11 protein-coding genes are annotated in these 12,509 nt (G+C 60.5%); 4 read left to right on the forward strand and 7 right to left on the reverse strand.

Features of this window, described 5'->3' with window-relative positions:
• Positions 1-61 precede the first annotated feature (61 nt).
• Entirely contained in the window at positions 62-2,587 is a 2,526-nt protein-coding gene (locus QK296_RS06930; protein ID WP_282390727.1) for a sulfite reductase flavoprotein subunit alpha, read from the reverse strand.
• Positions 2,588-2,710: 123 nt separating this feature from the next.
• The gene (locus QK296_RS06935) at positions 2,711-5,011 is read right to left on the reverse strand and encodes a TonB-dependent siderophore receptor (RefSeq protein WP_169900112.1); all 2,301 of its coding nucleotides are present in this window, start codon (positions 5,009-5,011) and stop codon (positions 2,711-2,713) included.
• A gap of 206 nt (positions 5,012-5,217) precedes the next feature.
• On the opposite strand from QK296_RS06935, the gene QK296_RS06940 reads away from it, so the two are divergent.
• From QK296_RS06940 to QK296_RS06955, 4 genes are all read left to right on the forward strand, one after another.
• Positions 5,218-5,898, forward strand: coding sequence for a Fe2+-dependent dioxygenase (locus tag QK296_RS06940; RefSeq protein WP_003188464.1), 681 nt, complete (start codon positions 5,218-5,220; stop codon positions 5,896-5,898).
• 2 nt (positions 5,899-5,900) lie between these two features.
• Positions 5,901-6,659 (forward strand): tetratricopeptide repeat protein, encoded by a 759-nt coding sequence (locus tag QK296_RS06945; RefSeq protein WP_034134851.1) that lies wholly within the window; start codon positions 5,901-5,903, stop codon positions 6,657-6,659.
• 143 nt (positions 6,660-6,802) lie between these two features.
• Positions 6,803-7,069 carry a ribbon-helix-helix domain-containing protein gene (locus QK296_RS06950; RefSeq protein WP_003188468.1) on the forward strand — a complete coding sequence of 89 codons (267 nt, stop codon included), beginning with the start codon at positions 6,803-6,805 and terminating at the stop codon, positions 7,067-7,069.
• Positions 7,069-7,344, forward strand: coding sequence for a type II toxin-antitoxin system RelE/ParE family toxin (locus QK296_RS06955; RefSeq protein ID WP_282390728.1), 276 nt, complete (start codon positions 7,069-7,071; stop codon positions 7,342-7,344). Before QK296_RS06950 ends, QK296_RS06955 begins: the two co-directional genes overlap by 1 nt.
• A gap of 66 nt (positions 7,345-7,410) precedes the next feature.
• On the opposite strand, the gene QK296_RS06960 is transcribed toward QK296_RS06955, so the two are convergent.
• From QK296_RS06960 to QK296_RS06980, 5 genes are all read right to left on the reverse strand, one after another.
• Positions 7,411-8,574 carry a type III PLP-dependent enzyme gene (locus QK296_RS06960; protein WP_003188470.1) on the reverse strand — a complete coding sequence of 388 codons (1,164 nt, stop codon included), beginning with the start codon at positions 8,572-8,574 and terminating at the stop codon, positions 7,411-7,413.
• 445 nt (positions 8,575-9,019) lie between these two features.
• Positions 9,020-10,177, reverse strand: a complete 1,158-nt coding sequence (locus QK296_RS06965; RefSeq protein ID WP_003188471.1) for an ABC transporter ATP-binding protein — start codon at positions 10,175-10,177, stop codon at positions 9,020-9,022.
• The gene (locus QK296_RS06970; protein ID WP_003188473.1) at positions 10,174-10,827 is read right to left on the reverse strand and encodes an ABC transporter permease; all 654 of its coding nucleotides are present in this window, start codon (positions 10,825-10,827) and stop codon (positions 10,174-10,176) included. The genes QK296_RS06965 and QK296_RS06970 overlap by 4 nt, the downstream gene beginning before the upstream one ends.
• 12 nt (positions 10,828-10,839) lie before the next feature.
• Positions 10,840-11,733, reverse strand: a complete 894-nt coding sequence (locus tag QK296_RS06975) for a glycine betaine ABC transporter substrate-binding protein (protein WP_003188474.1) — start codon at positions 11,731-11,733, stop codon at positions 10,840-10,842.
• 19 nt (positions 11,734-11,752) lie between these two features.
• Positions 11,753-12,469, reverse strand: a complete 717-nt coding sequence (locus QK296_RS06980) for an ABC transporter permease (protein ID WP_003188475.1) — start codon at positions 12,467-12,469, stop codon at positions 11,753-11,755.
• Between the last annotated feature and the right edge of the window lie 40 nt (positions 12,470-12,509).

The following is a 12,509-nucleotide window of genomic DNA, read 5'->3' on the forward strand; positions in this document are numbered from 1 at the left end:
AAGAGCGGACGCGGAGCGTCCAGGGCGGCATTCCCACGCGGAGCGTGGGAACGGTCAAATATCAATAGACATCCCTGCGATAGCGACCCTGTTCGATCAGGCGCTCCAGCGCCTCATTGCCCAAGATGTCTGCCAGTGCCTGATCCACCCCCGTCGCCATCCCTTGCAAGCTGCCACACACATAAATCGCTGCGCCGTCCGCCAGCCATTTGCGCAGCACATCCGCTGACTCGTGCAGGCGATCCTGTACGTAGACCTTCTCCTCTTGATCACGGGAAAACGCCAGGTCCAGCAGGGCCAGGTCTCCACTGGCGAGCCAGCCTTGCAGTTCGTCCTGGCACAGGTAGTCGTGGGCGATATTGCGTTCACCAAACAGCAGCCAGTTGCGCTGCTGGCCATCGGCAATACGCGCCTTGAGCAAGCTGCGCAGACCCGCCAGGCCGGTGCCGTTGCCCAGCAAAATCAGCGGCACAGGCGCGTCGGGCAGATGGAAGCCGCTGTTGCGCCGCAGGCGCAGGCTGATGGCCGAGCCGAGGGCGGCGTGTTCAGTCAGCCAGCCGGAGCCAAGCCCCAGGCTGCCGTCGGGGTGGCGTTCCTGGCGCACGATCAGCTCCAGCACACCGTCGCTGGCAATCGAGGCGATGGAGTATTCGCGCATGCCCAGGGGGACCAGCGCATCCACCAATGCCTGGGCGTGCAGGCCGACCAGGTGCGTGCGGTTGTCCGGCAGTTGGCGCGTGGCCAGGGCCTGATCAAGGGTGTGGGCCACGCCGTCGATCACCACACCGTCGCTGCCGACCAAGCCCAGTCCGGCCAGGAAGTGTTCGATGGCCCAGGGGCAATTGCGCGGCAGGACTTCCACCAGGTCGCCGGCCAGCCAGCTGTGCGCAGACGTGGGTGTGAGGCCCAGCAGGTAGACGGGCGAGCCGACACTGTCGGGGTTGAGCAGAGTGCGTTGGCTCAGGGTCCAGTTTTCGTACTGGGCCGTCTGCCAGGCCGCCGCCGGTGCATGCCCGGTGAGCTGGCCCAATTGCTGTTGCCAGGCTTGCAACGCCAATGTGTCACCGCTGTCGACTTCAACCGGGGCAAACAGCGGGGTACCGCCCTGGTTGGTCAGCCAGAAATGCAGGCGCCGGGCAAAGCCGCAAAAATGCTCGTACTGCCGGTCACCCAGGGCCAGCACCGAGTAGTTCAAGCCTTTGAGGGGCAGCGCCTGGCCTAGCACGCTGCGCTCGAAACCACGGGCGCTGTCGGGGGCTTCGCCGTCGCCAAAGGTACTGACCACGAACAGGGCGTTTTGCGATTGGCTGAGGTCGTCGCGGCTGACACTGCCCAGGGGCTGCACCTTCACCGCCAGGCCCGCAGCCTGTAATTGCCCGGCCGTTTGCCAGGCCAGTTGTTCGGCAAAGCCGCTCTGGCTGGCGAAGCCGATCAGCCAGGCCGGCGCATCGCTGTGGTTGGCTGCCAGACCCTTGCGCGCATCGCGTACCTGGCGCTTTTTGCGGCGACGGTCGAGGTACAGCAGCCAGCCGGTGATGAAAAACAGCGGCATGAGCAATGAGCTGACGGTGAGGACGATCCGCCCGACCAGGCCAAAATAGCTGCCGGTGTGCAGCGCATACACACTGGTCAGCAACTGCGCCTTGAGGCTTTTGCTGGCGTAGCGCTCGTGGGATTTGACCTCGCCGGTGGCCGGGTCCAGGTTGATCTGGTTCAGCGCGCGGTCATGGGGCGATGAAGAGAGCAGGTAATACACGGTGGCCGGTTGCCCGGCGACCGCAGGCATCCGAATGTTGTAGGCGCTCAAGTCGGGGCCGGCGTTGCTGTAGATGCTGCTCCAGATCGCATCGTAGTTGGCCACTGGAGCGGGGCCTGCAGGGGCTGGGCCGCGCTTGCGCATGCGCTCGTTCTGCGGCGAGTCGGACAGCAGTTGGGTCACGCCACGGTTGTACCAGTCGTAGGACCAATACAGCCCGGTCAGCGCCGCCAACAGGTAAAACAGCAGGCACCAGGTGCCGAACACCGAGTGCAGGTCCCAATTGAAGCTGCGGCCCTTTTTGCGCCAGTCCAGGGTCAGCCAGACACGCCAGCTTTTCACCTGGCGCGGCCAGCGCAGGTACAGGCCGGAGAGGCAGAAGAACAAGAGGATCAGGGTGCAGGCGCCGGTGATATTGCGCCCGGTATCGCCGATGGCGAGGAAGCGGTGCAGTTGCAGGATAAAGCCGAACAGATCCTGGCCGACCGCGTCGCCCATGTAATCGCCGGTGTACGGGTCAAAGTAGCGCATCTGGCCACGGCGCTCGCCCGGTGGTGGCGTGAAGGACACGCGACCGGCGTTGCCGCTTTCACTTTCTACCCACAGCATGGCCACGGTCTTGCCTTCGGCCGCTTCCAGCTTGCGTACCAGCTCGGCGGGCGGCAGTACACCGGCCTCGCGTTTTTGCACGCTCAACACGGTGGGGTTGAGCGCCCGCAGGATCTCGTCCTGGAACGAGTACGCGGCCCCGGTGACCCCCATCAAGGCCAGCACCAGCCCGGCCGTGATGCCGAAGAACCAATGCAACTGGAACAGGGTTTTCTTCAACACGTCGGAGCGCCTCGCTTAGCTGGATATCTGATCACGGCGCGCATTATGCCGTGAGTTGCCGGGAAACACGCAAAAGCCCCACGCATTCGATGTGTGGGGCTTGTGGCTGAACCTTGACCGCTTTTAGAAGTGGAAGCTGGTGGTCAACAACGCCGTACGACCGGCCGCCTGGTTGGCGAAGTGCGTGGAGAAAGCCTTGTCGTAGTAGGTCTTGTCGGTCAGGTTCTGCACGTTCAATTGCAGGTCGACGTTCTTGGTCAGCTTGTAGCTGGCCATGGCGTCGTAGCGGGTGTAGGAGGGTACATACACCGTGTTGCCGACATCGCCGTAAACCTGATCGACATAGAAGGCGCCGCCGCCGATGGTCAGCTTGGGCGTGATGTCGTAGGTGGTCCACAGGCTGAACGAGTTCTTCGGCGTGTTGGGCATCTGGTTGCCTTTGCTGGAGCCCGCACTCACGACACCGTTACGCCCGTTGAGGCCGGATTTGACCAGTTCACTGTCCAGATAGCTGTAGCCCGCAAACACCTGCCATTGATCGGTGATTTTGCCGCTGGCGGACAACTCGATGCCATCGACCTGGGATTCACCGGCGTTCTGGTAGGTGAGTGCATCCACCAGGATGCGGGTGTTTTTCTTCTCGGTGCGGAAGATAGCAGCGGTCAGGGACAGGCGGTCGTGGAACAGGTCCCACTTGGTGCCCAGTTCGTAGTTGACGGTTTCTTCTGGCTGCAAGTCGCTGGTGGCGGCACCGGCAGACAGCGGGTTGCCGTCGGAACCTTCGCCTATCAGGCCACCGGCTGGCGTGGCCGATGTAGCGTACGAGGCGTAGATACTGCCGTTCTCTACCGGCTTCCAGACCAGGCCGGCCTGCCAGTTGAAGAATTGACTGTCGTCCTTGATTTTGCTGCGGGCTTTTACCGTCGCGCTCGGCACTGCGTTGGTGTTGGCCTCGGTATCGAAGGTGTCATAGCGCAGGCCGACATTCAGCAGCCATTTCGGATCGAGTTCGATGGTGTCGAACACATAGGCGGCGCGACTGGTGGCCTTGGTGTTGGTACCCATGTAGTTGCGCGCAATGCTGCCGTTCCAGGCGTCGTCGGGGTTCGGGTTGCTCAGCGAGGTGCACTGACCACCCAGGCTGCCTTTGGCCGGATTGCACACTGGGTTTCCGTTTGGCGAAACGGTATAGCCGCTGACACGGGTCTCCTCACCGGTAAATTCCAGGCCAGTGGAGTAAGTGTGCTTGAAGCCCAAGGCCTGGAAGCTGCCAAACAGATCGGTCTGGTTGGTGGTTGTGGTCGTGGTGGAGACACGGCTGTTGGCGCGACGCCAGACGGTGCCGTAGCGGTTGACGTTGAACTTGCTGTCATCCGGCTGAGTGAGCACATAGTCCTGGCCGGTGCTGCCGTGGCGCAGGGTGTTCTTGAGCGTCATGTTGTCGTTCAGGTCGTGCTCGATGGAGAACGTGCTGATGTCTGCGCGAGTCTTGCGAAAGTCACGGCTTTTCAAACCGTAGAAGTTGTTGCTGTCGCCGCCGTCGTTGGGTTTGTCATGCACGTGGGCCGTGGCGGTCGCTGAGCCATAGCCATACGGAATCCCCGAATCCGGCAGGTCATCACTTTCCATATGGTAGTAGCTGAGGTTGACACGGGTCGGTGTGCCCAGGCCAAAGGTCAACGACGGTGCCACGCCCCAGCGGTCGTAATTCACCGCATCGCGGCCAGCCACATTTTGTTCATGGCTCATCAGGTTCAGGCGGAAGGCCGCGCTGTCGTCCAGGAACTGGCGGTTCACGTCGAGCACGTAGCGGCGGGTCTGGTCGGAGCCGTAGGTAAAGCCGCCGTTGGTGAAGTCCCGCGCTTGTGGGGTCTTGCTCACCAGGTTGAGGCTGCCACCGGCCGAGCCACGACCGCCGAACGAAGAGTTCGGGCCTTTGCTGACTTCAATGGACTCGATGTCGAAGATCTCGCGGCTCTGACCGCCGGTATCGCGTACGCCATCGAGGTAGGTATCGCCCTGGGCATCGAAACCACGGATGAACGGGCGGTCGCCCTGAGGGTTGCCACCTTCACCGGCACCGAAGGTGATACCCGGTACGGTGCGCAAGGCATCCTGCAACGAGGTGGCGGCGGTGTCCTTGAGTACTTGTTGCGGCACCACGGTGACCGAACGCGGCGTGTCCACCAGCGGCGCGGTGTATTTCTGCGACGAGGCTTTTTCCACCTGGTAGGAGGTGTTGTCCTGATCCTGGCCGGTGATGTTGGTGGCGCCGAGGGAGATAGGGTTGCGCTCGCCTTTTGGCTCGGTATTTTCAGCCGCCTGCGCCAGGTGGGCGGCGGAGCCGGCACTCAGGGCAACGCCGATGGCCGAAGCCAGCATGCGTGGTGAACTGACCGGTATTTTTAGAATAGTGCGCGACATGACGTGTCCCTTCCCCAAGGTTGTGAGGTCGCGGAATATAGGGCCAACAAGACTTTGTATCAATTGCGAGATATTGCTATTCGCATCAAATTTACATTCTTTACACTTTTTCTTTACGGATTTTGTGTTCTCGTTCGTCCCCGCGTTTTACAGGGCGGATAAGAATCAATACCATTGACGCCTCTCTGATCGCAGGTATTGCCCCCATGTTGCTGCACATTCCCGGCCTGTTCTCTCGCGAGGAGGTGCTGCGCATTCGCCAGGCCCTGGAAGAGACCGAATGGGCTGACGGCAAAATCACCGCCGGGCACCAATCCGCCAAAGCCAAGCACAACCTGCAATTGCCCGAAGGCCACCCCCTGGCCAAGGAAATCGGCGCGGCGATGCTGGAACGGTTGTGGAGCAACCCGCTGTTCATGTCGGCCGCGCTGCCGCATAAAGTCTTCCCGCCACTGCTTAACTGCTACACCGCAGGCGGCAGTTTCGACTTTCATATCGACAATGCGGTGCGCCAACCCAAAGGCAGCCATGAGCGCGTGCGCACCGACCTTTCGTCCACGCTATTCTTCAGCGACCCCGACGACTACGACGGTGGGGAACTGGAGATCCAGGACACCTTCGGCCTGCAGCGGGTCAAGCTACCCGCCGGCGACATGGTGCTGTACCCCGGCTCCAGCCTGCACAAGGTCAACGCGGTGACCCGTGGCGCGCGCTATGCCTCGTTCTTCTGGACCCAAAGCCTGGTGCGCGAAGACAGCCAGCGCACCTTGCTGTTCGAGATGGACGGCGCCATTCAGCAACTGACCCGCGACGTGCCCGACCACCCCGCGTTGATCCAGCTCACCGGCACCTACCACAACCTGTTGCGCCGCTGGGTCGAGGTCTGAGCATGGGCTTTTTATTGCGCCGCGAAGAAGTGCTCAACGTCGAGCAATTACAAAGCATGCTCGATGATTCCCCGGTGCGCGCCGCCCAGGCCATCCTGATCGCCGCCAAGGCAGGGGTGGTCGATGCCCAGGCCCTGCTCGGGCAAATATTGCTGGAAGGGCGCGGCATTGCCCGCGATGAAGCCTTGGCACTGCGCTGGTTCCAGATTGCCGCGCAGGGCGGTCACCTGATGGCGCGCAATATGATCGGGCGTTGCCGGGAGCATGGCTGGGGCTGCGCTGTCGATGAGGCCGCCGCAGCACGGGAATATCGCCTGGCGGCACACGCCGGGTTGGATTGGGGCCAGTACAACTACGCCAACCTGTTGGCTACCGGTCGCGGCATGGAGCAAGACCAGGCCCAAGCGCTGACGCTTTATCGCCAGGCCGCAGGGCAGGGCCACGCCAAGTCGATGAACCTGCTGGGGCGTTATCTGGAAGACGGCCAGTATTGCCCCAGGGATCTAGAGACAGCCGTAGAATGGTACCGACGCTCCGCCGAAGCCGGGGATTTTCGGGGGCAGTTCAGCTATGCAGCGGTGCTGGCGGACAGAGGGCAGATCGACGCTGCGCTGGAATGGCTGCGCAAGGCTTTGGCGGCTGGGAATTTCAAATTCCTGCGAACGGCGCACAAGGCGCTGGCACAGGCCAATGACCCGCAGATTCGCGCCATGGCCGAGGCTTATCAAGGGCACGCGGACCAATTGGAGAAAACGCTGTAGGAACCCGTTTCTACACATTCACGTGTTCCGGTTTGTCGATGAACGGCAAGGATCGAAGGTTGAAGCTCTGGCTTAAGTCACTATGATTAAGCTTGAATCATTTTTAATCGCCTGCTTGTCATTTATCCGCAGAGAGAGTTTTCATGGGTGCCGAAACCAAAGTAATGACAGCTCATATTCCCACTGCCCTTGCTCAGAAAGTCGACCAGATTGCCGCGCGAATGGATCGCTCACGCGGATGGGTGGTGAAACAGGCCCTCGCTGATTGGGTCGATCAAGAAGAAGAGCGCAGCCGGCTGACGCTTGAGGCTATGGCAGATGTAGATGCGGGGCGCGTGATCGATCACCAGGCAGTGCAGGCCTGGGCAGATAGCCTGAGCACCGATTCGCCGCTACCGGTACCGCGCTGATGGAGCTGAGGTGGACAAGTAAAGCCTTATCCGACCTGGCTCGATTATATGACTTCCTCTCTGTTGTAAACCGCGAAGCTGCCGTCCGCATCGTGCAGTCACTGTCTCAAGCGCCTGACACGCTGCTCGATAATCCGCGCATCGGTGAGAGAATTGAAGAGTTTTCACCGCGCGACGTAAGAAGACTTTTAGTCGGCCATTACGAAATGCGCTACGAAATTCAACAGTCGACACTCTATATTCTACGGTTATGGCACGTTCGCGAAGATCGCTGAGGGCGCGTACCACAGACAGAAAAAAGCCCATGAAACGTCATGGGCTTTTTAGTTATAACCGTCTTATTACACGTAAAACGACTTCAACGGCGGGAACCCATTGAATTCCACCGCGCTGTAGCTGGTGGTGTAGGCACCGGTCGACAACCAGTACAGTCGATCACCAATGGCCAGGTTCAATGGCAGGCCGTACTTGTAGTTTTCGTACATGATATCGGCGCTGTCGCAGGTCGGGCCGGCGATGACCACTTCTTCCATCTCGCCTTTCTTCTCGGTCCAGATCGGGAACTTGATGGCTTCGTCCATGGTTTCGATCAGGCCGGAGAACTTGCCCACATCCGTGTACACCCAACGCTCGACGGCGGTACGGGACTTGCGCGCCACCAGTACCACTTCGCTGACCAGGATGCCGGCGTTGGCGATCAGCGAACGGCCAGGTTCCAGGATGATTTCCGGCAGGTCGTCACCGAAGTCTTCCTTGAGGAAACGGATGATTTCTTCAGCGTAGGTTTCCAGGCTGTTGGTACGGGTGATGTAGTTGGCCGGGAAGCCGCCGCCCATGTTGATCAGCTTCAGCTCGATGCCGTCTTCTTCTTTCAGGCGTTCGAAGATCACCTTGACCTTGGCGATGGCCGCGTCCCACACGCTGATGTCGCGCTGTTGCGAGCCAACGTGGAACGAGATGCCGTACGGCACCAGGCCCAGGTCGCGGGCGAGGATCAGCAGGTCCATGGCCATGTCGGTCTGGCAACCGAATTTGCGCGACAACGGCCAGTCAGCAGTGGTGGAGCCTTCGGTGAGGATACGCACATACACTTTCGAACCCGGCGCGGCCTTGGCGATGTTGCGCAGGTCGGCTTCGGAGTCGGTGGAGAACAGGCGCACGCCCTTCTCATAGAAGTAGCGAATATCCTTGGATTTCTTGATGGTGTTGCCGTAGCTGATACGGTCGGCGCTGACGCCGCGGTCCATGACCTTGTCCAGCTCGTAGATCGAGGCGATGTCGAAGCTCGAACCCTTGTCTTTCAACAGGTCGATGATCTCCACGGCCGGGTTGGCCTTGACGGCGTAATACACCTTGGCGAATTCGAAACCGGCGCGCAGGTCATCGTAGGCCTGGCTGATCATCGCGGTGTCGATCACCACGAATGGGGTTTCTTGTTTGTCGGCGAACGCCTTCATTTTGTCAAAGGTGGCGCGCGCGAAATAATCTTCGACGTTGATCGACATGCTGGGGAACTCCTAAGGGCAAACTGTATTGATCAATGGGTGCAAATGAACGTCCTCCGTATCCCCACTTTGGTTCGCCTACTTCCCAAGGCATGTCGCCGAAAGCAAAAAGGCCACGGGGTAAGCTGCCCTTGGCCTTGCTGTCTCGTCGTCAGTACTTGAGCCGGATGGATCGTTTCCAGCATGGACGTTCGGCGCGAACTTTAGGGCTTGGCGGGCGTGGGATCAACTAAAAATGTCGCGTTTTTGCACGCGTTCGTCGCGCGGCCGCGTGCAGCTACTTATGTAACCGACCGGTGTGACGGATTGATGTTCCCCGGATGGGGCTAATCAGATGGATTTGCGGTGTATTCATCGCAGGCAAGCCAGCTCCCACATTTGAACTGCATTCTTATGCTGGAATGCATTCCCCTGTGGGAGCTGGCTCGCCTGCGATAGCGATCTATCAGGCCAAAGCAGTTTCGGCAGGGGAGACAATGCTGGTCTTGCCCCCACGGGACTTACCGGAACTCAGGTACTCGGCAATCGACTCCTGGGTCACCTCACCCAAGAACACCCGCTCTGCATCCATCACCGGCAACCACGAACGGTTGAACTCGTACATGCGCGACAGCAGGATGCGCAAATGCTCGTCATAGGCCGCCGTGGCATTGAACTCGCGCAGGTACTGGCCGCAGGTGCCGGCCTGGCGGTGCAGGTCGCGACGGCGAACATAGCCCAGCGCTTTGTTTTCGGCGCAGGTGACCACCACGTAACGGCGGTCATGCTCGTCCATCAGTTCCAGGGCATCGGCCACCGGGGTTTCCGGGCTCACCGACGGGGCGTTGTCCGCCGCGTCTTCGGCTTTTACCAGCAGCAGGCGCTTGAGGGTGCTGTCCTGGCCCACGAAGTTGCTGACGAACTCGTCGGCCGGGTGCGCCAGCAGCGTATCCGGGTGGTCGATCTGCAGCAGTTTGCCGGCGCGGAAGATGGCGATCTTGTCACCCAGCTTGATGGCTTCGTCGATGTCGTGGCTGACCATGATCACGGTCTTGTTCAGCGCGCGCTGCATCTCGAAGAACTCGTTCTGGATCATCTCGCGGTTGATCGGGTCGACCGCGCCGAACGGCTCATCCATCAGCAGCAGCGGTGCGTCGGCCGCCAGGGCGCGGATCACGCCGATGCGCTGTTGCTGCCCGCCCGACAATTCACGCGGGTAGCGGTGCAGGTACTGCTTGGGCTCCAGCTTGATCATGCTCATCAACTCGCGGGCGCGGTCGTGGCATTTCTGCTTGTCCCAGCCGAGCAGCTTGGGCACCACCACGATGTTCTCTTCGATGGTCATGTTGGGGAACAGGCCGATCTGCTGGATCACGTAGCCGATGTTGCGGCGCAGGGTTACTTCATCGAGGTCGGTGGTGTCTTCGCCGTTGATCAAAATTTTGCCCGAGGTGGGCTTGATCAGGCGGTTGATCATCTTCAGCGTGGTGCTCTTACCGCAGCCCGAGGGCCCCAGGAATACGCAAATCTCGCCTTCGTTGACGGTCAGGCTTACATCGTTGACGGCAGTGACAGTCTTGCCGTTGCTTTGAAAAGTCTTGGACAGGTTTTGAAGTTCGATCATTTGAGCAATCCTTTTGGAGTCAGCGAGCGTTGCAGCCATTGCAGAAGCAGGTCGGCGAAGATGGCCAGAAGACTGACCAGCACGGCGCCGACGATCAGCATCGACATGTCACTGCGGCTGATAGAAGCCAGAATCAGTACACCCAGGCCACCGGCGCCGATGGTGGCAGCGATGGTCATCACACCGATGTTCATCACCACGGCGGTGCGCACACCGGCGAGGATCACCGGCACCGCAATCGGCAGTTCGACCATGCGCAGGCGCTGGCCGAAGGTCATGCCGATACCGCGTGCGGCTTCGCGAATGCCTGGCTCTACGCCGGTCAGCGCGAGGTAGGTGTTACGCATGATCGGCAGCAGGGAGTAGAGGAACACGGCGGTGATCGCCGGCATCGGCCCCAGGCCCTGGCCGAACTTGGAGTAGAACGGCAGCAGCAGGCCGAACAGTGCAATGGAGGGCACGGTCAGTAGCACCGTAGCGCTGGCTTGCAGCGGGCCGGCCAAGGTTGGGAAACGTGTCATCAGAATGCCCAGGGGCACACCGATAAAGATCGCCAGGATCACGGCGATGCCGACCAGGGTGATGTGCTGCCAGGTCAAGTGCAGCACTTGGGCCCAATCAAGATGGGAAAAGGCGTTCAAAAATTCCATGTCTTCTCCTTTTTAGTTGATTGGATGTTGGCGCAGGAAATCGGCGGCAACGGCGGACGGGCTTTCATGGTCGACGTCGACCCGTGCATTGAGCTGACGCATGGTTTCATCGTCGAACAGATTGGCCAAAGGCTTGAGCTCGGCAGCCAGTTGCGGGTGCTTGTCGAGGTATTCCTGGCGGATCACCGGGGCTGCGGTGTAGTCGGGGAAGTAGTGTTTGTCGTCTTCCAGCAGCTTCAATTTAAAGGCGTTGAGGCGCCCGTCGGTGGTGTAGACCAAACCGGCGAACACCTGGCCGTTACGCAGCGCGGTGTAGACCAGGCCGGCGTCCATCTGCCGGGTGTTCTTGCGCGTCAGGTTCATGTCGTACAGCTTGACCATGCCGGCCAGGCCATCGGAGCGGTTGGCGAACTCGGTGTCCAGGGCGACCAGGCGATGCTCTTTGGTCTCCTGGGCCATGGCTTGGGTGAGGTCGCTGATGCTGTTGATCTCGGGATGTTCTTGCGCGACTTTCTCCGGCAGTGCCAGGGCATAGGTGTTGCTAAAGCGCGACGGCGATAGCCAGACCAGGCCTTTTTTCGCGTCGAGTTCTTTGACCCGTGCGTAGGACTGTTCGCTGTCGAGCTTCTCGTCGATATGGTTGTAGGCCACCAGTGACACACCGGTGTATTCCCAGATCAGGTCCAGTTGCCCGCTTTCCTGGGCACTGCGCGCCAGGTTGCTGCCCAGGCCACCGGTCACACGGGCGTCGTAGCCCTTGGTGCGCAGGTACTGGGAGGTGATTTCGGCGAGCAGGGTCTGCTCGGTGAACACCCGGGCGCCGATGCGGATCACGGGTTTTTCGGCGGCTTGTGCAATACCTGCAAGCAGCAGGACGCAGCCTAATATCAAGCTCAGTTTTTTCATGTGAATTCCTTTACCGGGCTTAAGACGGGCGCAACCCGCGTTCCAGCCAGAGGCGGCTGGCCATGGTTACCAGGCCGTCAAGCAGCAATGCCAGCAGCGCGGTACACGCGGCGCCGAGCAACAGTTGCGGCTGATTGTTCAGGGCAATGCCGGGGAAGATCAGGCTGCCCAGGCTGTTGGCGCCAATCAGGAAGGCCAGCGGCGCGGTGCCGACGTTGATCGCCAGGGCCACGCGCACACCGCCAATGATGATCGGCACGGCGTTGGGCAGCTCCACGCGAAACAGCACCTGGCGCGGGGTCATACCGATGCCGGTGGCGGCTTCCTTAAGGGAGCCCTGAACGTTTTTCAGGCCTTCGTAGGTGTTGCGCACGATGGGCAGGAGCGAGGCGAGGAACAGCGCGAAGATGGCCGGGCCGCTGCCGATGCCGAGGACGCCGAGGGCGATGGCCAGTACGGCCAGGGGAGGGACGGTGTTGCCGATGTTGAAGATCTGCATGAAACGTTCTGCGCGCCCGACCATATTGGGTCGGCTGAGCAGGATACCGGCGGGGATGCCCACAATCAGGGCTGCCAGCATGGAGACTAGGACGAGAATCAGATGAGCTTGCAGGTAAAACAACAAATCGTCGCGGTACAGTTCGATCGTGTTGATGCCGATCCAGTGGACCAGCAGGGCCAGGAGAGCGACGACAACCACTGCTCCTATCAGCCCTTTGCCATAGCGAATAGCCACAGGCGGACTCCTTTTTTTCTTCTGTCGGCGAACACATTTC

The sequence above is a fragment of the Pseudomonas sp. AL10 genome, from assembly GCF_029960685.1.
Classification (GTDB): domain Bacteria; phylum Pseudomonadota; class Gammaproteobacteria; order Pseudomonadales; family Pseudomonadaceae; genus Aquipseudomonas; species Aquipseudomonas lactis.